The organism is Phocaeicola sartorii JCM 17136 = DSM 21941 (genome assembly GCF_054653615.1).
In genome coordinates this window covers 1882802-1907656 of record NZ_BAAIFW010000005.1, presented here as the reverse complement: position 1 = coordinate 1907656, position 24855 = coordinate 1882802, and the positions used below count along the sequence as shown (strand labels likewise).

Sequence of the window (24855 nt, the reverse complement as noted above, 5' to 3'; positions counted from 1 at the left end):
ATGCCGCAAAGTTACACAACTTAAAGGTTTTAAAATTTGTCCTATGACAAAAATTCAGCAACACACCACTTATTTATTAGCCCGGAGACGGCTAAGTGTGGGAAGCGTTATACCTAAATAAGAGGCGATATACCTCAGTTTCACCCGTTGACACACCTGAGGGAACTGTTGTTTAAACTCCTCATATCTTTCTTTTGCAGGCAAAGTCAGCCGCTCTTTGTGAGAACGATGCAAACGCCTGTACTCATTTTGATGAATAATCCTCCCCCAGTTAGCCAATTCAATATTAGTCTGAAACAGTCTGGTTAAATCAGCCAATGATATCTTGTAAACAATTACATCTTCAAGCGTTTCCACAAATTCCTCACTCAGCTTATTATAATACAACTCGTCCATACTGAAAACAATTCCTCCTTCCCATGAAAATGAAGTGGTTATCTCCTCTCCATTTACCAGCCAGAAAGAACGGGTCATCCCTTTCTCAATAAAATAAGCCGATTTACAAAATACACCTTCCTTTATCAACTGATATTTCTTAGGAAAACGGCATAAAGTCATACATTCCTTCAGCGCCTGTATCGTGTCTTCAGAAAGCGGATACAAAGAAATGATGTTATCTATAATATTCGTCATAAAGCAACAAGTAATTTAAGACCTATATAGTTTCTATAGAAAAATTAAACGTCAAATAAAACAAAACACCCGGCTTTACATTCTTTAGTGTAAAGCTGGGCGTTAATTCTATAAATCATTGATTTTCAATAATTAGCACAGAGAACCAAGGAGTGATTAATTTTCACTTCCCCTACTCATTATCAGCATCATCCTTGAAGCCTCAACTCCTATGACACTGAATAATTCACCGCGTATATACTGCAACTTTCTTCCTGTTACACTCTTAGTTACTTTTACAAAAGTAGTAAAAAACTAGCATAGACACAAATGAATCACTTGATTTAACGAACTATTAGATACTCTCATACACAGCCGACAGTGCCGGTTCACACACAGAAACCGGACGCATCCTGCCTGTCCTTTCATGGAAATTCTCGTACCGGAAGGCAGTTCATACAAAAGGACTCAGATACAAATGTCAGGCAAGTTATGCGTAATGAACCTAAAGACCCTGCGTTTACATCCCTTTGAATTAGTGAAAGAACATATCACATACGTATCTGGAACATCCCGTACATACCGGATGGTTTACGCACCCATTCGCTACCCACAACAGAGTTTTGCAAAACTGCTGCCACTGCTACCACCCTACCCTCTGAAACCACCATGAACAGGGCGTTCCGGAGGGTAGTGGCAGCACTTTTTTTTATGCACTGAAAAGGGCCGCTGCCACCACTTTTACCTCTTTTTTACCCCAGAACGTCCGAAGGAAGGGGAAGATACATGAGGCGGAGGGCAACCACACACAGGAAAAAGGTGGAGGGTACGGACACGCAGAACCCGGGAACCAGACTGACAAAACGAAGCCCACCAGTGGACAATACACCAACCGCAGCCTAACGGGAATCTGATTGCAGACAGACAAAACTACAGTTACATACAAACAAAACCACAGTTACAACCCGGTGGAACCGTCGTTTCATCCTGACGGAACTACAGTTTCAACCCGATGAAACTGTAGTTCCAACTTTACAAAACCGGTTGAAACTGTAGTCCGTGTACGCGTTCCAATGTAGTTTAACGCTTTAGGTTGACTATTCCTTCATCTTACTTGTAAGGATGGTTGACGGAGTTAATACTTAGTTATGATATCAGTTGACTCTTTCAAGAGTTATTTCTTTGTCGGGTTGACAGGGTTGCCGCATGCGGCAACCCTGTCAACCCGACAAAGGTAAGCACTTCGGTCTATATCATCAAGTTTTTCAGAGCCTTTTCTCGGTAGCTGCACCACATTTTTCTGATTTCTCCCTTGCAGAGGGTTGCTTCGGCAGGTGTCATGCCATCAAGACTCATGTGTGGACGCTCGTTGTTATAAAACGTTACCGCTTCCCGGACTTCCTTTATGGAGAAGAAATCCATATCCTTCAGCAGCTCATTCTTGATAGTGTTGTTTACACGCTGTTGAATAAGGCAGATCATACGTACCAACAGCCGCTGCCTCCAGCTCCGAAAAGACTGCCGGAAAGGATCAATATTCGGAAAGAACAGAAAAAGGTGATGGCAGCACACCTTTTCAGCGCATAAAAAAAAGTGCTGCCACCACCCTCCAAAACGCCCTGTTCATAGTGGTTTCAAGGAGTTAGGTGGTAGCAGTGACAGCATTTTTACAAAACTCGGGTTCTTCGTCACTTTTAGGGCAGCACTTCATTTTCAAAGTCTGACAAATAAAGGAGCTTAGATTAATTTTGATAACGGAAAACTATACATGTCCCATTATGTTCGGATTGCCAATAAATAAAGGGATGCAGGTAAATAGGTTGCCCCAAAAGTGACGAAGAACCAAACATTGAAGGCAATCAGGTACACCGAAAGAATGCTTTGATATGCTTATTTTTGCTATGTACCAAAAACAAAAAATCCCCGTAAAGTATTAATTTACAGGGATTTTCTTTGTTTTGCAATTCTTTCCAGCGGAGAGAGAGGGTTATGAACCTACTCCCACATATCTTTCAAATTCAATGTGTTATCAATATGTCAAAGCCTTAGGGGGTACAACTTAGGTTACAAGAATAACGCTTTTCTGTCACCTTTTGGCTGTTCGTTGTCTGCCTAAAACTACGGTTCAAAGGTACGGCTTTCTTTTGATAAATGCAAATCATTGAAAATAAATATTCTGCGGTTAGTGCAAGGTGCAAGCTATATATAGATATATACTTGCACCTTGCACTAAAAATGCTCAAAATATTCTAGTCTTGATATTATTATCTTAAATTTGTATCCAAATATATCATAATTAAAGAGAAAAGCCTTATGAATAAATTACATATTATTACTAATAGAATATCTACAGCAATAACTCAACAACCAAGTTTGAAAAAAAATATCATTAAGGATTTTAAGTTTCTATTTTATCGTCACAATAGAGTTATATTGTTTTTAGTAAAGCATTTTCCTAACAATTCATTCTTTCGCTGGATAATAAAACTTAACACCGAAATTTGTTTATATTACTATTTTAAAAAGATATTACCTTTACCTCATTATCAAACAATATTAGATGAAGAATATAACATTATTTGCAAAACATTGGATAGCTTGAAAATTATCATTCCAATAGATGGAATTAATGATGTTTCAGGATGGAGTATTGTAAATGCAGATTATGCATCATGGTTTGGTATGGATAAACGAATTTCTATTACATCGGGAACTTGTTATTTTGCGCATGTCTTTTGCAGATGTTTGCAGCCTTTTATAATAGAGCAACAAACTAATTCCAATTTATGGAATATAATTAGATGGAGAATGCATCGACAATTTAGAAGAACGACAATTGGACTACTTACTAATAATCATGCAAAAGCATTTAGCTTTTTTAATCTAATCCCTGAAGACGAGTCTCTGTTATCAGGAATTGAAATATTTATAATTCTTCATGAAATGGGACATGCTTATATTGATAGTATAGAAGAACTCGTATGGCCTTTCAGCAAAAAACCTTCTCCTAATATTAGAAATAAAATGAAAAATGATGAAGAAATTGTGGCTGATATTTTTGCAGTACACGTATTGTATCATATTTACCTAACAGATAAAAATCAGATGTTATTACTTTTTGCACCTATTTTCTTTTTTCTTATTTATTCTTGGTTAGAAGAGGCAAATTTGATTCCGACTCCTAATAACCATCCTATAAATAGTAATAGATGTTCCTATCTAATGGAAGAAGTTCAATATTTACATCCGGAAAACGAGTATCAAATATATATAGACCTATTAAATAAGGTCTGGATAAAAAACAAGAAAAAGATATGTCGACAAGTCAATAATATACATGGAAATTACAATAAATACACTGATATATTGGAAAATGTGAGCAAGCGCATGAAAAATATATTAGACTCAATTAGTGATAAAGATTTGTAAAATGATTCAAGATGAGTTCAAGTTTTACAAACCTTGTAAGTTACTGCAACCTTACGTCAGGTATTATTGGGTATTCAAGAGCAATCGACTGCTGGATGCCTTTACTTATCCTATCGGTTGCCCTCAAATCATTTTCCATAAGCAAGCACCGTTATATATCCCTGAACTGAATGTTACACAAGACAAACTGACTGTCAGCGGACAAGTTAATTTTTCATCCCATTTGTATGCTGACGGCAATACAGAAATGATAGTGGTTGTATTCCACCCTCACGCTATGAGTATGTTTCTGAACATACCGACTTCACTTTTTTATAATCAAGAAGTGTCCGGTTACAGCCTTGAAAACAAAAGTTTGAATGAACTGACTACACGAATATTCGACTGTGAGAATAATTCCATTTGCATAAGCTATATAGAAAAATGGCTGGTGTCACAAATTGCCGATAATTTAGCTGATACCACATACAGACTCAGAAGGATAGATGCCGCCATACAGCGAATATATATCACTCCGCAAATCTCTGTAAACGAGTTATCTTCCATTGCCTGCCTGAGCAAAAAGCAGTTTGAGCGGTTGTTTCATTCATTTGTAGGCATCAATCCTAAAGAATATGCCCGTATCGTCCGTTTCCAAAAGGCTTTGGCGCAGATGCAGCATCAAGCGGGCAAAGAAATCAATCAGGCACAAATAGCATACGCCAGCGGTTATGCTGACCAGTCACACTTTATCCGGGATTTCAAGAAGTTCTGCGGATATACGCCCGTGTCTTTGCTGAAAGTATCAAATCCTTATTCCGATTTGTTCACCAATCCCGTATAAATGTCCCGTTTGTTCTATCCGGGTTCAAACGCTTCTCCTACTTTTGCCGTCTGATTCATTAAATGAAAATAGCATTAAGTATGAAAGAAGTAAATCCCCAAGAAACCAGCCGGGCATACGCCTTTGAAATGTGGATGAACGCACCTATGCCAATGGTGACGTTCTTTAAGACACTCAACGTGTCACGCCTTGTGAAAATCAGTCGGAAATCGGGCATGAAGTTTAATATGTTGATGTGCTGGTGCATCGGCAAAGCCGCAAGGAGCGTGAAAGAATTTTATCTGCTGCCCGTAAACGACAAACTGATGCAGTACGATACCATTGCAGTAAACACCATTGTCGCCAACAGAAAGGGCGAGGTAAGTTCGTGTGATGTTCCTTTCTGTGATGATTTATCTTTATTTAATCAACACTATCTGCATCTAACCAAACAAGTGGCTGAAAGTTGCGTCAATCACGACTTGACGGAAAGCATGGTTATCGGAACTTCCGCCTTGGCACAATATGAAATAGACGGGGCTGTCGGGATGTATAGCGGCATTTTTAATAATCCGTTTCTTATTTGGGGCAAATACAAACGTCGCCTGATGAAAACGACGCTCACCGTTTCTTTCCAGTTCCACCACACGCAAATGGACGGGGCGCACGCTTCCCGCTTTTTGGACGGGATTCAGAGAGCAATTGACAATTTGCAGTATAAGTAAGTTTGCTATAAATGATATACACAGGTTACGATTTTGCAGCTTATTTCAAAAATGACTATTTAGGGTAACTGATTTCGTAACAGATTGAGTAACTTTGCTCTCAATAATAGAAACAGCAATGGAAACAGACATAGAAACCAAATATTGCCAAAGTTGCGGTATGCCATTAGACATTGAGGATATTTCAGAATATGGAACAAATTCTGATGATACACTCAATCAGGAATTTTGTTCTTGTTGTTTGAACTCCGGCAAATATCTTTTTAATTTCTCAATGGAGTACCTCATTTATCTTTGGGGACTTTTCCCCGATTCTTATAATCAAATTGCTGGTACGAATTACAAAAGCGAGGAATTGAGAAATGTGTTATCCGACAGGTTACCCAATCTAAAGCGGTGGAAGCAAAAGATAAACACTGCCCATATACACTATGACCTTATAATGAATGTTCAAGAATATATCAACAGGCATTTATTTGAGGACTTAAATTGTGACAATTTATCTCATGTAGCTTGTATGTCTATGTATCACTTCCGGAGAGTATTCAAAGATGTTGTTGGAGAGAATGTCGGTGATTATATTCAGCGGCTAAGGTTAGAATATATTGCTTTCAAACTTATTTCAACGAATACAAGGGTATCGGAACTACTTGAACAGATAAATTTTCAAAACAAACATACTTTATCAAGGGCATTTAAGAAGCATTTTCAGATGTCTATTCCTGCTTTCAGAAAAGCATATTCAAATGTTGCTTATGAAAACAGGATTATAAAACAACTGGAGTATTCAATAAAGAGGATTAAAGAAATTAAAGTTGCATATTTGAAATTTGAGCGAACACATAGAAATAAGCAAGCATATTCTACTTTATGGAAGCAAATAATGGAATTTGCCAAGAAATACAATCTGACAGATAAAGGCTTCAAATACGTTAGTATCAGTTTGGATAGCATTGATATTACGGAAATAGATAAATGCCGATTTTTGATTGGTATAACTGTTCCCTATTCAATGGAAATTCCTAAAGGTTTCAGTGTTCTAAACATACAAACAGGTCTATATTCGGTATTCAATATAAAAGGAAGATACCATGAATTAAATAGAATTTATCGGGATATTTATCTTGATTGGTTGCCTAATAGCAAGTATCGTTTAAGGGAACAAATGACTTTTGAAATATATACCAATACTCCCGATAAAGCAAGCATGGAAGAATTGGTAACGGAAATCTATTTACCTATTGAAGTAAAACAAAAGATAAAATGAAAGACGAAATAATTCAATTTTTAAAAGAAAACATCATTGGTAAAACATTGCTTACTGGTGCAGTCTATAAATTAGAGAACGGAAATTTAGAAGGCGTATATAACGACAAAATGACATTCTCAAATTTAGTGACAACGGGAAACGGTTTCAAGTTCGACATGACAACTGTTACCCAAGAATTGGTTTACAATTTGGATGATAAAGGAGCAAGAACCACTATAGCCAAAGATTATACAGGAACGAGCGTGTTTTGTTATGAATTGGCAATGCGAAAAAGCACAAAGCAAATCACAGGTTATATGCGCTGTGTTTCAACAACAGTTCAAGATTCCACAATGGAAGCCGTAGTTTACGGAATATTTGATGTGACTTTTGACGGGAAAGAGCTGAAATGGCAAGAAAATCAGTTGTTATATAGAGATAATCCCATAGGAGAAGATAAATATAAACCTGTCGCTTTCAATTCTAAAGTTCGTTTTTATCTTGATAACGGGAAAGTCGTATTTGAATATTTGCCAACGCTTTGGGATATATCCCCTGACACATTGGAAAAAAGGTTGTCTAAAGATGATTATCCTCCTTATATATCAAAAGAACAGTAACTGAATGAAAAAGAAGTAGAACCGGATATATTATGAGGTTCCACATTTGTCACGAAAAAATAAAAAGGCTTTCAGGTTGTACGCCAAATTCTTTTCTTGTTGTCCCACAAGCCGAGGATGTGACACTAATATATATCGCCATAAAGTCGTTTTTATACAATAGGACAGATGTGGATAGTGGTAATTTTGCTATTTCATTAAAAACAGCAGCATCAATAACATTAGAAAAATAAGTCGTAAATATGAAACAGAGAATTTGCCAAAGCTGTGGTATGTCTATGCCCACTGATGATTTGTTAGGAACTCACGGTAACGGATGTTTGTGTACCGAATATTGTTACCATTGTTTTCAAAAAGGGTTCTTTACGAACAGTTCTTTAGAGGAACAAATTGAATTAAACATTCAACCTGAAAGTCTAAACGCATTCAATAAAGCGTCAGGGACACATTTCACCAAAGAAGAAGCAGCCGAAGGGTTACACAAATTCTTACCTACACTCAAACGTTGGATGCCTATCAAAAAACAGGCAGAATGGGTACTTGAGCAATGTGGCTATATTATACTTTCCACTGTCAGTGAAAATGGTTATCCACGTCCGGTAGCTATTGACATATTGCGCCATACTGGTATATCAATTTTATGGATGACAACTGGTTTATCCACAGAAAAGGTAAAACACATCAGACAAAACACAAAAGCCGGGGTTTGTTTTGTTCACGAAGCAGACAGCATTACTTTAACCGGAAAAGTAGAAATACAGACTGATGCAGAAACCCGTCAGAACTTTTGGCAAGACTATATGCTGCACTATTTTCCACTGGGTATAAATGACCCTGATTATTGCATACTTTGTTTTCACACAGAAGAAGCAACCTTGTGGATAGACAGGAAATTTGAACGTATAGTGCTATAATATAGTTTTATTATAAAAAGCGTGAAAGAAGAAGTAGATAAGATATTAGAGCAAATAGAGGTCGATATATCAGAAATCGACCTCTACGGCTATGATATTATCGAAACTTCTTTGTCAATGGTACATCGGCTACAGACGGTTCTTTATGATTTGAGAATTAAAGTTCAAACCTATGTATTTCCAAACAAAGAGGATGAAATACTATTCTTTAAGACACAGAAACCGGAAATACTTGCCCGGTTATTATTCTTCTACAAGATTTATCGGATAGAAACACAATGCCCCAATGGTAGCAATGAAGTGATTAGAAATTACATCAATCGAGAACTGGATAATCTGACTTATTTCTTCAATCGTAATTTGGACTTTTACCAATACTACCGTTCACGTTCAACTATGTACGATGAATATTATTTTGTTCGGGGCAAAGCGGATTTGCGTTTATGTACCGATAGCGCACAATTCGATAAAGACCCCAATTTCTCAACAGGATATGATTATAAGGTAGCTAAGATTATCGCCAATGAAATGCTGCGCATCTATCTAAATAAAAGATTAGTAAAACTGGAAAGTAACAATCAGATAGAGGACAATCTACAAAGATGCTTCAAATATCCGTTCCGATTCACGGGTAAAAAGGCATATCTTATTGAACTGGGGTATTCTCTTGTATCTTCGGGTGACATCAACAATGGCAACGTGGAAATAAAAGAAATAATGAATTTCCTTAGTACGATATTCCATATTGATTTAGGGGATTATTACGCTTCATACATAGCCATGAAAGAGAGAAAAGACCGGACGGCATATCTTCATCATCTGATAGATAATCTTGTTAAGCGGATGAATGAGGATGATATGAAGTGAAATGTCTGCATGACTAACAGTTACAAAAAACATTGTTACTGTTATTTCTATAATTCAAAATGCAACACTTCTACTTTTTCGTTTGTTGGAAGTGAAAGAAAGGCATTAGGTGTATTGCCTGACAACCTTTTTACTTCTCTATATAGATGCGGTGTATCATAATATCCCGCTTGGATAGCAACAGACAAAAGGTTATCGAATGAAATGTTGGATTTTAAAAGGTGAATAGCGTTCCAAAACTTAATAATTCGACTATATTCTTTGGGAGAATAACCTGTATAAAATTTAAATTTGCGCTCAAATTGTCGTAGGCATAAGCATACTTCTGTTGCCAATTCCTTAATAGAAACAACACCTTTCTGTCTGCTAATCAAGGAAACAGCATAAGATATTTGCTTTTCTGTGTCCATATTATTTTTGTACACATATCTAACCAATTCATGTTCAATAGTATCAATCGGATTTTGATTGGATTCACAGAGTTTATATATGAAAGATTGACTAAAAATAGCCGGAAATTCTTGGCTATCCAATCCTTGATTTACCAATTCATTTAGTGGAATCTCTATGAACCGAAAAAGTCCACATGGGCGAAAGCGTACACCTATGATATGAATGAAATTTGTGCGAGCGACCAATTCTGTAAATGTATTCATCGGTCCAAAGAAATAGGAATGATAAGGTTTCATTATCAGTCCATTTCTAATAGAATCTGCGGCGCTACCCCCTGTGAAAACAAAGTCAGAACAACCATGAGGTGGAATGTTAAATTTCAATCCACTTCTTGTTTCTCCTTTGTATTCCCAAAAGTGATAGATAAAAGGAGCTAATATGTTACATGGAGAATATTCTTTATACATATAACAAAGATAATTATTAACTCTGATTCTAAGAAAAATCAGTGATTAATTTTTTGCCTTGATTGATAAAGGTTCATTCTCCAATGGTGAATGTGATAAAGAGAAAGTATAAACACGCATGAAAAGTAAACATGCTCCGATGTCCACAATAGCGGAACACTTGAACTAAAATGACCAATAGCTTCCACATACATTATGTAAATGACTAAGGATATAAATGCTATCGATAAAGAAGCAACAGCATGCCCTATTCCCGAAACCACACTGAAAAATACAAATGTAGGTACTGCAATCAGGTAAGAAGTAAGCATGACCTTTAACGTGGGGATAGCTTCAAACACCAATGCTGCATTGTCACTATAAATTCGTAAAATGTATGAAGAGAAAAGCACGAACAGTATAATTATCGGCAAAATAGTTATGTAACATAAGAATATTACTTTTTTACATACATATAGGATAGAGTTACTTTTGTCCTCTCCGATGAGATTTCCGACCAAAGAACTGACAACAGATGCAAATGCTTGTACGAAAAGGAAGAGAAAAGACGAAATATTTCTCACGATATTCGTAATCGCTAATGACCTCTCTCCAAAATGTTCTATTGTAATAAAGAAAACGAACCAACTGCCAAATACTAATCCATGTTGTAACATCATCCAAATAGAAATAGATAATATCTTTTTTAAGATTGTGCAATCTACAGTAATTCGTTTTTTAAATCCATATCTGCAAGGATTTATATTCTTTTGGGTATATATGATAAAATGGATTACTGCTACAGCTTCGGAAATGACAGATGCTATGGCTGCTCCGGAAATTCCTTGTGCGGGAATACCTAATGCCCCGAATATTAAGATATAATTTAGAATAATATTAATTGCTACCATAGTTATGGAATTGAGCATTAATGCGGAGGTATGTATTATTCCGATATAAAAGGCTCTAAACATGATAATTGTAAAAGAAAAAAAGAAACCATAGATTCTCCAGTCAAGATATTGCAAAACTGTTTGGAGTACAGACTCGGAGTCTATAATTGTTTTTAATATAATTGGTGAAATTATAGAAGAAAACAATATTACCATTGCCGCGATTATTAACAAAAACAATATTCCTTGTGAGAGAATTTTTCCTACTTCTTTATACTGTCGGTTTCCATTACATTGGGCTATTAAGATTTGCGCTCCTATGCTGAACCCAAATCCAATCATGTATATAATCATGTAATAAGTACCAGCTATAGCTGATGCAGCCAATTCGGTTTCTCCAACTCTTCCTAAATAGGCTGTATCAGTAAAACCAATCAAGTATTCCATTAATAAACTAACCAATACAGGCAAACTGGTTTTATAAATTGATGTATAGGTAATATTCATACTCATTTCATTTATCCGGCAAAGTTACTTTACTTGGTTCTTATTAAATTGTATAAAAACGACATGGGTGTTTTTATATGATATTGAAAAAGCAAATACGATACTTACAAGATATTAGCAACCATTCCCTGATAAACCCATGTTAGTTCAAATGAGGATGACATAAAGTAATCCTTTGTAATACAGAACTATGAAGTACCATATTCACCCCAATATGGTACTTCCTTTTTATGGTGAAATCTACTTTGAAAAATGACATTTTGTGGAGCTTTTACGCCAATACTCCCCTAAAAATAGCTTGAAAAAAAGTAATACCATGATAGATACAACCATGACTTTTAGGTTATTTCTTCTCCCGAACTTTGCGGCAAATCAATAAGTTAGCAATATGGAAATTATAACATTTGAGTCAAAAGCCTATAAGGAACTTGACAACAAGATTACCGCCATAGCAGACTACATTTTCAATCACTTGGACGAAAACAAGACCGATGAAGATGAAATTTGGGTGGATAGTTACGAAGTCTGCACGTTCCTGAAAATCAGTGACCGTACTTTACAACGCCTACGGGCGGCAGGAATGATTTCTTACTCCGACATCAAGGGGCATTACTTTTACAAGATTAAGGAAGTAAAGCGAATGTTGGAAGAACGCTTGATTAAGCGTGACAAGGAGTGTATAAATGAACTGATAACCAATCATCAGAAATATGTTAAGGAAAGAAGAAATTCTAAGCAGAACAAATAACGGTCTGCTTGTTTTCAAACATTACTTACCCGGTGACTGGCGTATTGGCAGGCACTTTCTTAATCCTTTTTATCAGGACAAAAAAGCATCCTGTAATATCTACTTCGACCGCCATAGCGGTATGTACAAGATGAAAGACTTCGGTAACGACAATTATAGCGGCGATTGTTTTTTCTTTGTGGGGCAGTTAAAGGGGCTGGACTGTAATCGGGCGGCTGACTTCGTGGAGATACTGGAAATCATCGACCGGGATTTGGGCTTGGGGCAGGCTTCCGGCACTCTGGTTTCCGTCCCTCCTGTAACCGTCCGCCGGGCAGTGCCGGACAAACTCGAAGAAACACCCGAAAAGCCCGTCAAGCCTTACCAGTTTCGGGAACAGAAGTTCACCCCCGCCGAGTTGGAATACTGGCGGCAATATGGCATCACGCCCGAACTGCTGGAACATTACAAGGTCTGTTCGCTCCGGGAGTACAACAGCGAAACGGCAGAGGGGAAACCGTACACCTACACTTCATCTGTGGCAGAACCCATGTACGGCTACAAGGGCAAGCAGCACATCAAACTGTACCGTCCGTTCTCCACACCCCGCTTCCTCTACGGCGGCAGCTTCGGCGAAAACTACTGTTTCGGACTGGAACAACTGCCCGCCAAAGGCGATACGCTCTTTATCACGGGTGGCGAGAAAGACGTACTTTCACTGGCGGCGCATGGTTTTCACGCTATCTGCTTCAACAGCGAAACGGTGACGATACCACCCACGCTGGTTTATAGGCTGACATTCCGCTTCAAACACATCGTCCTGCTCTTTGACATGGACAAGACGGGCAGGGAAAGCTCACGCAAGCAGGAAAAACTATTGGAAGAATTTGGCGTGAAACGCCTGCTGCTCCCGCTTCCGGGAACGAAAGAGGAAAAGGACATATCCGACTACTTCAAAGCCGGGAACACCCGTGAAGATTTCCTGAAACTGTTTATCGAATTTTTAGACAACCTGTATAGCGACACATTGATTATGCTTAAATCATGCGAGATAGATTTCAACAACCCGCCCGCCAAAGCGCAAGAGATTATTTCGGCGGGTGACGTTCCGTTAGGAACACAAGGCAACCTGTTCGGCATCACCGGGGGCGAGGGAACGGGAAAGAGCAATTATGTAGCCGCAATCGTGGCGGGCTGCATTTGCCCGGCTGGTGCGGAAGTAGATACGCTGGGCATACAGATAACCGCCAACGGCAGGCACAAGGCGGTCTTGCTTTACGATACCGAGCAATCGGAAGTGCAACTGTTCAAGAATGTAAGCAACCTGCTGGCACGTGCCAAACAGCCGGACAAACCCGATGAACTGAAAGCGTTTTGTCTTACCGGTATGTCACGCAAAGAACGCTTGAACGCCATTGTGCAGAGCATGGATAAGTTCTACTACCAGTACGGCGGCATCCAGTTGGTCGTCATTGACGGCATAGCCGACCTTGTAAAAAGTGCCAATGATGAAGCGGAAAGCGTGGCGGTGATAGATGAACTTTATCGGTTGGCGGGCATCTACAACACCTGTATTCTTTGTGTGCTGCACTTCGTCCCGAACGGTTTGAAACTGCGGGGACATTTGGGTAGCGAGTTGCAGCGCAAGGCGGCTACTATCCTTTCGATAGAGAAAGACGAAGAACCTACCCAGTCAGTGGTAAAAGCACTGAAAGTAAGGGACGGAAGCCCGCTGGACGTTCCTCTGATGCTCTTTGCATGGGACAAGAAAGCCGGGATGCACGTTTACAAGGGTGAGAAACCCCGTGAGGAAAAAGAGAAGCGCAAGGAAAGGGAACTGGTAGGCGTTGCCCGTGACATTTTCGGGCGACAGACACATATCACCTATATAGACCTTTGCGAACAATTACAGCAGGTCTTGGATGTCAAGGAACGCACCGCAAAGAGTTATATCCGCTTTATGCGTGAACGGGAGATTATCATTAAAGACCCGGTGAACCAAAGCTATTTTATGATAGGTCTTATTTAATCCGGTAGCCTTATGTATATAGATAAAGAAAACTTCGTGGCTTGGATGGAGCGTATCATGGATAGGCTCGATATGCAGGACAAAAAGATAGACCGTCTGTTAAGCGGTCACAATTACCTGAACGGCGAAAAACTCCTTGACAATCAGGATTTGTGCTTTATGCTGAAAGTGAGTACCAAAACCTTGCAACGTTACCGGAAGAAAGGAATACTGCCTTACTTGACGTTAGACGGAAAATATTTCTACCGTGCAAGTGACATACACAAGTTAATCCGTGAACGCATGGATTGAGTGATAATCAATATCATATATTTTCATCTTGAATCCTGTTTTGTTATGATAATAAGGCAGGATTTCTATTATTTGCAAGGTTATTCCAGCGATTTTCGCTACTTTTGCAAAAGTAACATAAGAGAATAACGGCGGTTGAACAGTTTCGGCTGTAATATCGTCTTTATATATAACATATTCGTTCGCCGAATATCTCAAAGTAGAAAACTGGCACTTTTCAAAAAATGACGAGATTTTCAGCGCAATGTCTATGCTATGCTTCGTCATAGCGTGGGCTTGCCTGTTTCGTCATTTAGGGTATGCCAGTACCTCTACTTTGGAGCAGTGTAAGTTCACGCTTCTTTTTGGGATGCTGGCGGACAGTTGAATATAGATTAGTAAACTGTTTAATACCCGATAGGATGAAACAAATTAAAGCGCATATCGCCGTATCTCTTGACGGACATACCGCAACTTTAGACAAAGAACTGGACTGGTTATCCAATGAAGTAAAAGCTATCATCGGCAAATACTATTTGGATGCAGATTGCCTGCTTATGGGAGCGAACACCTACAACTACATCTTTGAACACTGGGGCGGGTGGCCGCACAAAAGCAAAAGGTCTTTTGTGGTGTCACACTATGATACCAACGTAACGCCGGACTGCGGCGTGGAGTTCCTGACCGAAGAACCGCTGCAAAGGATTTATGAACTGAAACAGGAAACCGATATACTGGTGGTGGGCGGCGGCAAGCTGCTTACTTCATTGATTAAAGCCGGGTTGCTGGACAGCCTGACAATATACACCGTCCCGGTCATGACGGGCAAAGGCATCGGCTTTATTGGGGAAACATTCGGCTCTGAATGGAAACTGTCGGAAAGCAAAGTGCTGGATAACGGCGTGATTTGTTCGATATATAAATTTAGAAAAAACCTATATACTTCTGTGTAATACAAGTTCAATATAAAGTATTTATCTGCTTAAATAAAAATGTTTTGGAAGTTTATGGCTATCTTTGCAACCTAATTTATATGTCGTACATAATAAAATAGCATAAAGGAAATGAGGACAAATCATTATCACATAAAAATAACATTTTCTAAACGAAATTCACTTGTTTGCAGAATAGGTAATGTTCCATATAAAAATTCAGGGACATTTAGAGATTCTTTTATTTTCCAACCTAAAGAGATTAATATAGTTGCATCTCGTTCCTCTATCTATGATAAAGATGCTATACTTAACAATCCATCAAATAGTATTTACCAACAAATTGCTAAGGCTTTACTTTATTGTTACGCTATGAATTTGTCTAATTTGCAACTTTGCTCTATCAACATAGTAAGAAAAACAGCAAGAAAAGAAGAACAAGTAGTAACTTTGTTATATGACAAGAAGACACAGCCAATAGATGGTACTATCACAAGTCCTATAAGTTTTAATGATGGAGATTTATCTATTCTCTTACAAGAAGATGATAAAGCTGAAAAATTAAGAAACATCTTATCTCATTGGCTTAAAGGTATGTCCTCAACAGAGAGATATTATAAATTTGAAAGGTTGTGGAGGACATTCGAACAACTTTCTTTTTACAGCAATAGAACTGATGCAGACAATAAAGAATTTAATGCTTTGAGAAAAATGAGGAGTTTTTTGATTGCTAATCCACAATACTTCACCAATACAGAGCATCTACTATCTGCAATGACGTATGATGAGTTACGAAAGTTTCACTGGAGAGAGCTAATCCTAAACAATTATCCTAGAGGAGGGAAAATAGGTGTTTATGAGGGTTATAAGAACTACTTTGTTTTAGCAAATACTGACAATAGAATCATCAAATTATTAGACGAGACCTTGGTATTTCGCCAAAATGAATTAAATAGTTATGGTTTTATAGGAGATATTCAAAATCATATAACACATTACATGCAAGCGGAATATCTCCAAACTAATAATATGCAATTAGCTGCGTTATTATGTTGTAAATATGCTTATTTTTTACGCAATAAAATATTTCACGGAGAAGTAGTAGATAAAACATTTAGTTTTATTCCTAATAATAATGATGATGTTTTAATTGATAAATTGAATACTATATTAGAAATTATCACCACAGAATTAATAAGTTCTTATAATAATTTATAAAAATGCGCCCGGTGGGAACCGGGCGCAACCACTAAAATTTCAATTATTATAAGTTGCAAAACCTATCACAATGAAATTTCAGCGGCAAAGATAGGCTATTTCTTCGGTTTCGCTTTCTTTTCGGAGAATGAAAAACCGACATTGAACTGTTCGTTCAGCACAAGCGAAGCATCGAAAACCTTGCCGTTCTTGCCCTTGAAGCCCTTGATTAGCCCGGTCTTGCGTTTCGTCACCAGCTCGACAATCTGCTTGTCGGAAAGCTGCTTGTCGCACTTGTTGCGGAATATGGTTAGCGTGCAGTCCACGTTGGAACACTTCGCCACTTTCGGGTAGAACAGGATGCGCCCGTTATTGCATTTGGGGCAGGAACAAGTTTCGCCATTGGCGACAGACAACTGCACCAAAAGCAGTTCCGCCGTGATTTGGGCGGTGTACACCTCAATGCCCTTCCGGAACGTGTCGGCATCCATGCTGCCCGCTTCTATCTTGGCAAGGGCGGTTTCCCACATACCCGTCATTTCGACATCGGCAATCTTCTTGTTCCTGACAATCCTGTAAACGGCAAGCCCCTTGTCGGTGGGTACAAGGTTCTTCTTCTCACGCACGATGTACTGGCGGGCGAACAGCGTTTCGATAATCGCCGCACGGGTGGCGGGCGTGCCTATCCCGGCATCTTTCAGGCTGGCTTTCAGCTCGGCATCTTCCAGTTCCTTTCCGGCGTTCTCCATTGCGGCAAGCAGGCTGCTTTCCGTGAGCAGCGGTTTCGGCTTGGTCTGCTTTTCGAGCAGATCCACGCCGGAGAGTGGCAAACAATCTCCCTCTTGGAGTGGCGGCAGGTTGGCGGCTTCTTCATCCCCGCCCGTTTCCTGCTCGCCGAACACGGCACGCCACCCGGCTGATTTCATCACAGACCCTTTCACCGTGAAGTCGGTATCTCCCGCCGACAGCACGGCGATGGTAACGTCTTTCACGCACTTGCCCGAAAAGGCTTCCAGCATACGCCCGGCTACCAGCTCGTAAACCGCCCGCTCGTCTTTGGAGAGTTCGCCGGGCAGGTTCTCGGTAATGATTAAGGCATGGTGGTCGGTCACTTTGCTATCGTTCACGTTGCGGCGGTTCAGTGCCGCAACGTCCAGCCCGGCGGCATACCCGGCGAAGCGGGGGTATTGCTCCAGCAGGGCGACACGCTCCGGCATTTCATCGAAAACGTCCTCCGATATATAGCGGCTTCCGGTTCTCGGATAGGACATCACTTTCTTTTCATACAGGCTTTGCGCTATGGAAAGGGTCTTGTCAGCCGAAAAGTTCAGCTTCGTGTTCGCTTCCTTTTGCAGCGTGGTAAGGTCGTATAGAAGCGGCGGTTCTTGGCTGGCTTCTTTCCTCTCAACGGATTTCACGGAAAGCTGCCCTGCATCCTTAACCCGTTGCAGGGCGGCTATGGCTTCGGGCTGCTGTTCCCACTTGGCGGTCGATTGGACGTTGAAAAATATTCCCCCGCTGACGGTATGGGCTTTGAGTTGCCAAAACTTGACGGGTACGAAATTTCTGTTCTCCAAATAGCGGCTGCATATCATCACGAGCGTGGGTGTCTGCACCCTGCCCAGCGAGAACACCCCCTGCCCGGCGGCTACGCTCAACGCTTGAGTGGCGTTTATCCCTATCAGCCAGTCCGCTTCGCTGCGGGACTTGGCAGAGAGGTAGAGGTTATCGTAACGCTCTCCCGGCTGCAAGTTATCCAGCCCCTCACGGATTGCCTTGTCGGTAAGGCTGCTTATCCACAGGCGCACAAATGGTTTTCGGCAGTTCAGGTAATGGAAGATGTAGCGGAAGATTAACTCACCCTCACGTCCGGCATCGGTGGCGACAATAATCCGGTCGCACTGGTCGAACACTTCCTTTATCACTTTCAACTGTTTCAGCACGCCGGGGTCTGCCTTGTAACCTTTCTCCGCTTTCACCTGACGGGGGATTAATTGGAAATCGGGCGGCAGTATGGGCAGGTTCTCCCTGCGAAAGTTCGCCACGCCATAGGCTTCCGGCATGGCAAGCTGGATTAAGTGGCCGAACGCCCATGTCACCATATACCCGTTGCCGGAAAGATAACCGTCATTACGCTGGGTCGTACCGATGATGCGGGCGATGTCCTTTGCCACGCTGGGTTTTTCTGTTATCAATGCAATCATGTTGTTTCTTTTTTATGGTCTGTTACTGACTTGATTTTCCGTAAAATTTTACGGTCATAATAAATATGGTAGCCGCCCACGTAATACTGGCGGTTGTGCCTGTCTATTTCTTTCCAGTCGGTTTTTAAAGAAAGGACTATGAAGAAAATCAGGATGACAAGCGGAATAGCTATAATATAGATTAGCTGCATACCTTTATAATTTCATTCCTTTGGACTTCTTGGGCTTGTTCGCTTTCAGGCTCTTGTCCTGCGCTTTGCCCTGCTTCTCTTTCTGCTTGGCGGTGGGCTTGTCCTGACCCTGTTTCAGCGGCTCTTTGCCCCGCTTGGTGGCTTCGTTGGTCTTGCCCTCCGAATTGACCGCTACCTGTGTCCGGCTCTCGGCGGCGGGGGTAACGTCTTTCGGCTGTACCTTGTCGGGGGATTTGCCCTGTGCGCCGGGCTGCACATGACCGTTGAACTCAACGCCCTTGCCGTCCTTTAACCCGGCTACCTGCTGCTCTCCGGGCTGTTGTCCCTGCTGCAAGAACTGGACGGCAGACCTCGGCAGGAACTCCAAGCCACGCTCCACCGCACTGACCTGCAAATAGGCACTGCGCTTCGTGCCGTCCCTGAATTGCAGGTTTTCCATTTTCACCGCTTGCCCGGCTTCAAAGGCGGCTTTCTGCTCCGGGCTGACTTTCACGCCGCAAATGGTGTCGGGGCATTTCCACTTGTCAGCCCGCATATACTCCAGTTCGTGCGTGTACCTGTCCCGGCTGACGAACACGGGGATTTGCTCGCCGTTTTTCGGGTCTTTGATTTCAGCGATGCCGCCCAAGTTGCCAGTGCCTTGCAAGTTGCCCTGTTCCTGCTTGGTGAACCCGTGTTCGTGGAACGGGCGTTGCAACAGTTTCTCGTCCTGCTGCACGCCGTGCAGCTTGGGTACTACCGTGCCGTCCTTAGCCTGATAGAAAGAGAGCTTGACATCGGTTGGTTTGAGGAAGAAGCCGCCCACCGTCCCCGAAACGGTGTAGGTGTTGCGGGACTTGTAGCCACGCATCACCCGGTCGAAGTCCTTCGTGTTTTTCAGGGTGTCGGCGGTGATGCCGACTTTTTTCAGGTTCTCCCAGTCAATTTTTGACGGGTCGAAGCGGTAGCCCTGCTTGAACTCGTGGAAGTCAGGCTTCGGAACTCTTAACATTTCAACCCGCTTGTCGCCCTCCGGCGTAGGGTTGCGGTGGTTGTTCTCGATTGCCTTTGCGTCCTGCTCCGCTTGGGAAGCCTTTACGCTGAACAGTTCCAGCCCGGAAGTATCCTGAAACTTGCGGAAGAAATTGGAAATGAAGTTGCTGAACACATCGCTGTTCTTGTCCACCTGCATGAACTCGCCGCCATGTCCGGTAGTGGGCGGTACGGTCTGCAAATTGCCGTCCTTGTCGATACCTTTAACGGCACTCACCTTGCCCTGCTGTTTATCCAAGACCAGCAGCACGTCTTTTTCCTGCCCCTCTGCGGGCGGGGTCATTCTGTTTGCCATAAATAATTGAAATTTTAGCGGTTACGGGAATAGTCCCGCTCAAAGGTAGCGACTAAATATGCTATATTTGGACGGGCGGCAAGGGCTGTCCGAATTTGTCCTGCGCTGTCCCGATTTGTCCGTGGCAGATGAAAATATCCAACCTACAGTTGGAGAAATAAAAACATCTTCGGCAAAATATTTGTTATGTTTTTGCAGGTGATTACATAATATACTATCTTTGCAGTATAGAAACAAAGTACATAAATATGGCTTCATTCAGGAAAGAGATACTTGGGCAGATTGAACGGATAGATACCGGGCGTATATTCACGTTCCGGGATTTGTCGTTTGAAACGGAAAAGACCGCCAATGTTGCGGTGCTGCTCTCCGAACAGAGCCGCAAAGGAGTACTGGTACGGGTTGAAAAGGGGGCGTACTACCGTCCCAAGAAATCAGTGCTGGGGCTGGGAAAGCTGCCTGTCTATCAGGATGAACAGTTCCGCTACCTGACTGAAAAACTGAACGGCTATATCACGGGTGCTTACGTCTATAACAAAATGGGGCTGACCGAACAGGTAGCCACAACCATAACGATAGCCACTCCTAACCCGGTTCGCCGTTTCCGTTTCAAGAACTTGGATATAGAGTGCGTGAAAGCCTACTGCATGGACTACCCGGATGAAAGCCTTGTCCCGTACTTGCGGCTGCTCGATGCGATAAAGGACATGAAGCGCATACCCGGAACAACCGGGCAGGACATCTACAACCGGGTCAAAAGCCAATATTTCAACGGGTACAGCCTGCCGGAACTGGAAAAAATCGTATCTTTGGCAAAAAGTTACCCGCCACGTGTCAGAAAGGTGGTGGCGGATATACTGGGCGACATCAGACAAACCGTATTGCAAACGGAAATGGCAAAGACTATTCTTCCCACGACACGGTTCAACTTGGATTATAAAACGGCATAGGACAGAAATATGAATTTACATTCGGACAAGGAAGCGTTCAAGGAAATCATCGCACTGGCGGCTGAACATTTCGGCTACGAGCAGTCACACGTGGAAAAGGATTACTGGGTATCGAAGATACTGCGGGATATTTCCATGTCCGAATATGCGGATAAGACCTACTTCAAAGGCGGGACTTCACTTTCCAAAGCCTACGGGCTGATAGAACGCTTCTCGGAAGATTTGGACTTGTTCGTGTTCACGGGTGATAAAGGTGCGTCCAAGCAGGCGGAAAAGACATTGAACAAGAAACTTTCAAAGTATATAACCGAACTCAACAGTGACATATACAAGGAAGATTTGTCGGAAACGGGCGGTAATTACCGCAAACTGTATTTCTCGTATGACAATGTATTTCAAGGCGTTGGGCTTAAAGAGCATTTGGAAGTAGAGATAAAATCTTGTGACCTGCCGGACAAAAAACTGATGTTCTATCCGGCGGACAAACGGGTTATCAAACCAATTGTGACCTCCTTTCTTGAAAGCATCGGGCAAGATGAACTGATAAGCACCTACGGGCTGGAAAGTTTTGAAACGCAGTGTATCAATCCCCGAAAGACTATCTGCGACAAGGTTTCAAGGCTGGTAAAGCTGTCTTACAATGAGGATGCAACCGCACTATTGGCAAAGCATATCCGTGATGTTTACGACTTGTCGGCACTCTACCACAATCAGGAATATAACGATTACCTACATTCGGAAGATTTCTTGGATGCCATGTACCGTGTGACGATAGAGGACGGACTAAATAAAAATTCCCGTTCGCACTTGTCGCTGGCTGATGCACCGATATTCAAGGATTCCGAAACGGTCATGGCGTTGCCCGAAGTAACTACGGCGTACACTACCGATTTGAAGAAACTGACTTTCGACAAAAGCAAGATGCCGCCGATAGGCAAGGCTGTGGAAGCATTGAAGAACCTACACGAAATACTGGTGCGCTTTGAAGCCTACCGAATAAAGCAACAAAACAAAGAATAGCTGTTAATTAAAAATAGAAGAAGCAATTATATGATTTTCAGAGAAATAAGAGAACGATTAACTGGTATAAGTTGCCCCATTTTTGGTGTATCTTGGAATCCGTCTGAAACAGAACGTACAAAAGCAATTAAAATTATACGTTTTTTAGAAGACAGAAGAGTATTATATAATCCTTATGAACAAGAATGTCCTGACCATTGTATTCATTCAATAATTGAAATCAGACATTTTCTAACAGATAAGATACAAGATATATCATCAGAAACCAATCTTTATAATTACTTAAAAGCAATGCGTATTGCATGTAGGAAGTTCTTAAATCAATATACTAACGAGAATAATAAGGTGCATTTTTATTTGCACAATTATGATTGTATAAGTAGCTGGAAATTTAATTCTACATTAGGCGAATTAAGAGGTACATTTGGTATAATGTTGGCGCAAATGGCTGTGGCTTATGGGATAGATATTGAAGATGAATTATCCTCAATATTGCCTGAAAAAGATAGCGAGGAATAATGTTCCTCGCCGTTTATTCTTCCTCTTTTATCAAGTGGCATAACTCCGGGTCGTTCTTAATCCGGGTTATTTCGTCCTCGACTATCTGCCGGACTTCCTGACGGATGCGGTCATAGTTGGCTTGTATCTCCTCCTGCATCCGGTCGTTGCCGTCCTTGTCGGTGAAGTCGATAATCTGCGGCAACTTCACGTAACGGGCGGTTTCCCACTTCACCTTTTCATTGTCCACCACGATTTCACAGTGGAAAATCTTCTGCTCTATCCGCTCATCGAAGTTGTCCGCCACAGCACCCACGAACATACCTTGCGTGAGGTTGGATATTTTACTGGCGGGTATCAGGCTGTCCATTTGGGTGCTTATCGAGGTGGATTTCTCCCGCTGGTTAATCGTCATACTCTGCCGTTTCTGCAATACCTTACCGAAACGCTCCGACAGGATCTTCGCCGTTTCACCGACTACCTGACCGCTGAACACGTTGCCCACAGTATTTTGGATTACCCGGCTTTCCTTGTCCCCGTAATCACGGGTAAGCTGGCTGTAATCCTGAAAGCCTAACAGAACCGCAACCTTGTTGCTTCGGGCGGTGGCAATCAAATTATCAAGCCCACGAAAATATATAGTCGGTAATTCGTCTATTATCACTGAACTTTTAAGCTGACCTTTCTTGTTTATCAGCTTCACGATACGGGAATTATATAATCCCAGTGCTGCCGAGTAGATATTTTGGCGGTCAGGATTATTGCCGACAACCAAGATTTTAGGCTCTTTCGGGTTGTTGATGTCGAGTGAAAAATCATCGCCCGTCATTACCCAGTAAAGGGCGGGTGAAATCATCCTTGAAAGCGGGATTTTCGCACTCGCTATTTGACCCTGTAACTGCTCTTGGGCATCTGATTCCCAAGCATCCACGAATGGAGAGAGATAATTTTCCAGTTCGGGATAACTGCGCAAAATGGTGAACACATCGGCATATTTCTTATTTAGCAGTTCAATGGCGTGCGGGAACGTACAATACTTACCACCTTGATAAATACGGAGATACCAAATTATAGCCGCTAAAAGAATAATCGGGCTTTCCACGAAGAAGTCTCCCTGCTTGCTTATCCAGCTTCGATTGAGGTTAAGCATAATCGTGTAGCTGGCTTCATAAGCATCCGCAATGTCCGACATGAAGCTGGCGTTTATCGGGTTGCATCGGTGGCTCTTGCGGGGGTCGTCAAAGTTGATAATATAGAACTTAGGCTTTACCTTGTAGCCGCTCAAGTGGTTAAGCAAGTGATTGTAAGCGATTTCCGACAAATCGGGAAACTTATAATCATAACAATATAGTGCAAAACCTTTCTCGATTTGCTGTTTTATGTAACTGTTTACCACCGCATACGACTTCCCGCTGCCCGGAGTTCCTAACACGATGCTCGCACGAAAAACATTTACAACGTTAATATAGCCGTTGTTCCATTTCTTTTTATAGTAAAACCGGGTCGGCAAATTTACGGAATACTCGTTTTCGATAAGCCTTGTTTCCTGCATGAAACTTTCGTTCTCCATATTAAAGACATCATCCATAAGGTTGTTTTTTAACAGACGGGACATCCACGTACCTGCCATAAGCATACAGATATAGCCTGCCGACAGCGTGGTGATGTAAAACACCGTACCTGCCGTATGGGGCAGGGGAAGTTCCAGCAGCCACCAGTTCAGGAAAAACAGCACCACACCCGCCGCAAGGCTGCAATGTATCTTCGCCCATGTTATCTTTTCCTCTTTTACGCCCTTAGTGCCGATACACGACAGGGCGAGAAACACCACCGAAAATAGTTTTGTCCATAAGATAGACGAGAACAGCCCGGTAGTGCGCTGGAAGTTCCACAGTATCTTGTCTATTACTTCAAAGGTCACTCCCCACTCTTTCAGGGTGGAGTAACAGAACCAGTACACGTTTATTCCCACGAATAAAATACTGACAGCCCGCATAAAGTCCATGACCCTTGCAAGCCCTCTCAAATCATCTTCTTGCTGCATAATTGTATG

General features: G+C 41.6%; 22 protein-coding genes and 1 pseudogene. 15 read left to right on the top strand and 8 right to left on the bottom strand.

From position 1 onward, the window contains the following. Positions 1-69: 69 nt before the first annotated feature. Both ACYQ0C_RS08025 and ACYQ0C_RS08020 read right to left on the bottom strand, forming a co-directional pair. Entirely contained in the window at positions 70-633 is a 564-nt protein-coding gene (locus ACYQ0C_RS08025) for a Crp/Fnr family transcriptional regulator (RefSeq protein ID WP_016276262.1), read from the bottom strand. Positions 634-1860: 1227 nt separating this feature from the next. Next, a complete protein-coding gene (locus ACYQ0C_RS08020; RefSeq protein ID WP_128824967.1) occupies positions 1861-2094 on the bottom strand; it encodes an integrase core domain-containing protein in 234 nt (77 codons plus the stop codon). Between the two features lie 831 nt (positions 2095-2925). Here ACYQ0C_RS08020 and ACYQ0C_RS08015 point away from each other — a divergent pair. The 7 genes from ACYQ0C_RS08015 to ACYQ0C_RS07985 all read left to right on the top strand — a co-directional run bounded on the left by ACYQ0C_RS08015 (position 2926) and on the right by ACYQ0C_RS07985 (position 9218). Further along, positions 2926-4041: a hypothetical protein gene (locus tag ACYQ0C_RS08015; protein ID WP_008664991.1), complete on the top strand. Its 1116-nt coding sequence runs from the start codon at positions 2926-2928 to the stop codon at positions 4039-4041. Position 4042: 1 nt separating this feature from the next. Next, positions 4043-4864 carry a helix-turn-helix domain-containing protein gene (locus ACYQ0C_RS08010; RefSeq protein ID WP_016276261.1) on the top strand — a complete coding sequence of 274 codons (822 nt, stop codon included), beginning with the start codon at positions 4043-4045 and terminating at the stop codon, positions 4862-4864. Positions 4865-4944: 80 nt separating this feature from the next. After that, on the top strand, positions 4945-5568 hold the full coding sequence (locus ACYQ0C_RS08005; protein WP_016276260.1) for a CatA-like O-acetyltransferase, family 2: 624 nt from the start codon (positions 4945-4947) through the stop codon (positions 5566-5568). A 118-nt stretch (positions 5569-5686) separates the two neighbouring features. Further along, positions 5687-6835 carry a GyrI-like domain-containing protein gene (locus ACYQ0C_RS08000; protein WP_016276259.1) on the top strand — a complete coding sequence of 383 codons (1149 nt, stop codon included), beginning with the start codon at positions 5687-5689 and terminating at the stop codon, positions 6833-6835. Next, positions 6832-7437 (top strand): hypothetical protein, encoded by a 606-nt coding sequence (locus ACYQ0C_RS07995; protein ID WP_016276258.1) that lies wholly within the window; start codon positions 6832-6834, stop codon positions 7435-7437. The genes ACYQ0C_RS08000 and ACYQ0C_RS07995 overlap by 4 nt, the downstream gene beginning before the upstream one ends. Positions 7438-7679: 242 nt before the next feature. Beyond that, positions 7680-8351: a zinc ribbon domain-containing protein gene (locus ACYQ0C_RS07990; RefSeq protein ID WP_016276256.1), complete on the top strand. Its 672-nt coding sequence runs from the start codon at positions 7680-7682 to the stop codon at positions 8349-8351. Between the two features lie 21 nt (positions 8352-8372). After that, a complete protein-coding gene (locus tag ACYQ0C_RS07985) occupies positions 8373-9218 on the top strand; it encodes an RteC domain-containing protein (protein WP_016276255.1) in 846 nt (281 codons plus the stop codon). Between the two features lie 47 nt (positions 9219-9265). On the opposite strand, the gene ACYQ0C_RS07980 is transcribed toward ACYQ0C_RS07985, so the two are convergent. Beyond that, the gene (locus ACYQ0C_RS07980; RefSeq protein ID WP_016276254.1) at positions 9266-10078 is read right to left on the bottom strand and encodes a helix-turn-helix domain-containing protein; all 813 of its coding nucleotides are present in this window, start codon (positions 10076-10078) and stop codon (positions 9266-9268) included. A gap of 28 nt (positions 10079-10106) precedes the next feature. Continuing rightward, a pseudogene (locus ACYQ0C_RS07975) lies at positions 10107-11457 on the bottom strand (MATE family efflux transporter). Positions 11458-11845: 388 nt separating this feature from the next. Between ACYQ0C_RS07975 and ACYQ0C_RS07970 the strand changes: the two are divergent. From ACYQ0C_RS07970 to ACYQ0C_RS07950, 5 genes are all read left to right on the top strand, one after another. Next, the gene (locus tag ACYQ0C_RS07970) at positions 11846-12205 is read left to right on the top strand and encodes a helix-turn-helix domain-containing protein (protein ID WP_004325475.1); all 360 of its coding nucleotides are present in this window, start codon (positions 11846-11848) and stop codon (positions 12203-12205) included. Further along, the gene (locus tag ACYQ0C_RS07965; protein WP_175271144.1) at positions 12168-14213 is read left to right on the top strand and encodes an AAA family ATPase; all 2046 of its coding nucleotides are present in this window, start codon (positions 12168-12170) and stop codon (positions 14211-14213) included. The genes ACYQ0C_RS07970 and ACYQ0C_RS07965 overlap by 38 nt, the downstream gene beginning before the upstream one ends. Positions 14214-14225: 12 nt before the next feature. Continuing rightward, positions 14226-14504, top strand: coding sequence for a helix-turn-helix domain-containing protein (locus tag ACYQ0C_RS07960; protein ID WP_016276694.1), 279 nt, complete (start codon positions 14226-14228; stop codon positions 14502-14504). A 401-nt stretch (positions 14505-14905) separates the two neighbouring features. After that, a complete protein-coding gene (locus ACYQ0C_RS07955; protein WP_016276250.1) occupies positions 14906-15436 on the top strand; it encodes a dihydrofolate reductase family protein in 531 nt (176 codons plus the stop codon). Between the two features lie 111 nt (positions 15437-15547). Then, positions 15548-16633: a hypothetical protein gene (locus ACYQ0C_RS07950; protein ID WP_016276249.1), complete on the top strand. Its 1086-nt coding sequence runs from the start codon at positions 15548-15550 to the stop codon at positions 16631-16633. A gap of 95 nt (positions 16634-16728) precedes the next feature. On the opposite strand, the gene ACYQ0C_RS07945 is transcribed toward ACYQ0C_RS07950, so the two are convergent. From ACYQ0C_RS07945 to ACYQ0C_RS07935, 3 genes are read right to left on the bottom strand one after another with little or no spacing between them, the layout of a single operon-like run. After that, positions 16729-18816, bottom strand: a complete 2088-nt coding sequence (locus tag ACYQ0C_RS07945; RefSeq protein ID WP_175271145.1) for a type IA DNA topoisomerase — start codon at positions 18814-18816, stop codon at positions 16729-16731. Further along, a complete protein-coding gene (locus tag ACYQ0C_RS07940) occupies positions 18813-19007 on the bottom strand; it encodes a hypothetical protein (protein WP_016276697.1) in 195 nt (64 codons plus the stop codon). Before ACYQ0C_RS07940 ends, ACYQ0C_RS07945 begins: the two co-directional genes overlap by 4 nt. A 4-nt stretch (positions 19008-19011) precedes the next feature. Continuing rightward, on the bottom strand, positions 19012-20334 hold the full coding sequence (locus tag ACYQ0C_RS07935) for a DUF3945 domain-containing protein (RefSeq protein WP_175271146.1): 1323 nt from the start codon (positions 20332-20334) through the stop codon (positions 19012-19014). A gap of 248 nt (positions 20335-20582) precedes the next feature. On the opposite strand from ACYQ0C_RS07935, the gene ACYQ0C_RS07930 reads away from it, so the two are divergent. Genes ACYQ0C_RS07930 through ACYQ0C_RS07920 form a run of 3 tightly spaced genes read left to right on the top strand, consistent with a single transcriptional unit; the run spans position 20583 to position 22823 of the window. Further along, positions 20583-21284, top strand: coding sequence for a DUF6088 family protein (locus ACYQ0C_RS07930; protein WP_007845725.1), 702 nt, complete (start codon positions 20583-20585; stop codon positions 21282-21284). A 9-nt stretch (positions 21285-21293) separates the two neighbouring features. Then, positions 21294-22304, top strand: a complete 1011-nt coding sequence (locus ACYQ0C_RS07925) for a nucleotidyl transferase AbiEii/AbiGii toxin family protein (RefSeq protein ID WP_025077259.1) — start codon at positions 21294-21296, stop codon at positions 22302-22304. A gap of 30 nt (positions 22305-22334) precedes the next feature. Continuing rightward, positions 22335-22823 carry a DUF6650 family protein gene (locus tag ACYQ0C_RS07920; protein ID WP_025077258.1) on the top strand — a complete coding sequence of 163 codons (489 nt, stop codon included), beginning with the start codon at positions 22335-22337 and terminating at the stop codon, positions 22821-22823. A 13-nt stretch (positions 22824-22836) separates the two neighbouring features. On the opposite strand, the gene mobC is transcribed toward ACYQ0C_RS07920, so the two are convergent. Beyond that, on the bottom strand, positions 22837-24846 hold the full coding sequence (mobC, locus tag ACYQ0C_RS07915; protein WP_175271147.1) for a conjugal transfer protein MobC: 2010 nt from the start codon (positions 24844-24846) through the stop codon (positions 22837-22839). Between the last annotated feature and the right edge of the window lie 9 nt (positions 24847-24855).

Excerpts from the sequence above, each read along its gene's own strand:
- ACYQ0C_RS08025 (WP_016276262.1), bottom strand. The coding sequence starts at position 633 with ATGACGAATATTATAGATAACATCATTTCTTTGTATCCGCTTTCTGAA.
- ACYQ0C_RS08020 (WP_128824967.1), bottom strand. The coding sequence starts at position 2,094 with ATGATCTGCCTTATTCAACAGCGTGTAAACAACACTATCAAGAATGAG.
- ACYQ0C_RS08015 (WP_008664991.1), top strand. The coding sequence starts at position 2,926 with ATGAATAAATTACATATTATTACTAATAGAATATCTACAGCAATAACT.
- ACYQ0C_RS08010 (WP_016276261.1), top strand. The coding sequence starts at position 4,043 with ATGATTCAAGATGAGTTCAAGTTTTACAAACCTTGTAAGTTACTGCAA.
- ACYQ0C_RS08005 (WP_016276260.1), top strand. The coding sequence starts at position 4,945 with ATGAAAGAAGTAAATCCCCAAGAAACCAGCCGGGCATACGCCTTTGAA.
- ACYQ0C_RS08000 (WP_016276259.1), top strand. The coding sequence starts at position 5,687 with ATGGAAACAGACATAGAAACCAAATATTGCCAAAGTTGCGGTATGCCA.
- ACYQ0C_RS07995 (WP_016276258.1), top strand. The coding sequence starts at position 6,832 with ATGAAAGACGAAATAATTCAATTTTTAAAAGAAAACATCATTGGTAAA.
- ACYQ0C_RS07990 (WP_016276256.1), top strand. The coding sequence starts at position 7,680 with ATGAAACAGAGAATTTGCCAAAGCTGTGGTATGTCTATGCCCACTGAT.
- ACYQ0C_RS07980 (WP_016276254.1), bottom strand. The coding sequence starts at position 10,078 with ATGTATAAAGAATATTCTCCATGTAACATATTAGCTCCTTTTATCTAT.
- ACYQ0C_RS07970 (WP_004325475.1), top strand. The coding sequence starts at position 11,846 with ATGGAAATTATAACATTTGAGTCAAAAGCCTATAAGGAACTTGACAAC.
- ACYQ0C_RS07965 (WP_175271144.1), top strand. The coding sequence starts at position 12,168 with ATGTTAAGGAAAGAAGAAATTCTAAGCAGAACAAATAACGGTCTGCTT.
- ACYQ0C_RS07960 (WP_016276694.1), top strand. The coding sequence starts at position 14,226 with ATGTATATAGATAAAGAAAACTTCGTGGCTTGGATGGAGCGTATCATG.
- ACYQ0C_RS07955 (WP_016276250.1), top strand. The coding sequence starts at position 14,906 with ATGAAACAAATTAAAGCGCATATCGCCGTATCTCTTGACGGACATACC.
- ACYQ0C_RS07950 (WP_016276249.1), top strand. The coding sequence starts at position 15,548 with ATGAGGACAAATCATTATCACATAAAAATAACATTTTCTAAACGAAAT.
- ACYQ0C_RS07945 (WP_175271145.1), bottom strand. The coding sequence starts at position 18,816 with ATGATTGCATTGATAACAGAAAAACCCAGCGTGGCAAAGGACATCGCC.
- ACYQ0C_RS07940 (WP_016276697.1), bottom strand. The coding sequence starts at position 19,007 with ATGCAGCTAATCTATATTATAGCTATTCCGCTTGTCATCCTGATTTTC.
- ACYQ0C_RS07935 (WP_175271146.1), bottom strand. The coding sequence starts at position 20,334 with ATGGCAAACAGAATGACCCCGCCCGCAGAGGGGCAGGAAAAAGACGTG.
- ACYQ0C_RS07930 (WP_007845725.1), top strand. The coding sequence starts at position 20,583 with ATGGCTTCATTCAGGAAAGAGATACTTGGGCAGATTGAACGGATAGAT.
- ACYQ0C_RS07925 (WP_025077259.1), top strand. The coding sequence starts at position 21,294 with ATGAATTTACATTCGGACAAGGAAGCGTTCAAGGAAATCATCGCACTG.
- ACYQ0C_RS07920 (WP_025077258.1), top strand. The coding sequence starts at position 22,335 with ATGATTTTCAGAGAAATAAGAGAACGATTAACTGGTATAAGTTGCCCC.
- mobC (WP_175271147.1), bottom strand. The coding sequence starts at position 24,846 with ATGCAGCAAGAAGATGATTTGAGAGGGCTTGCAAGGGTCATGGACTTT.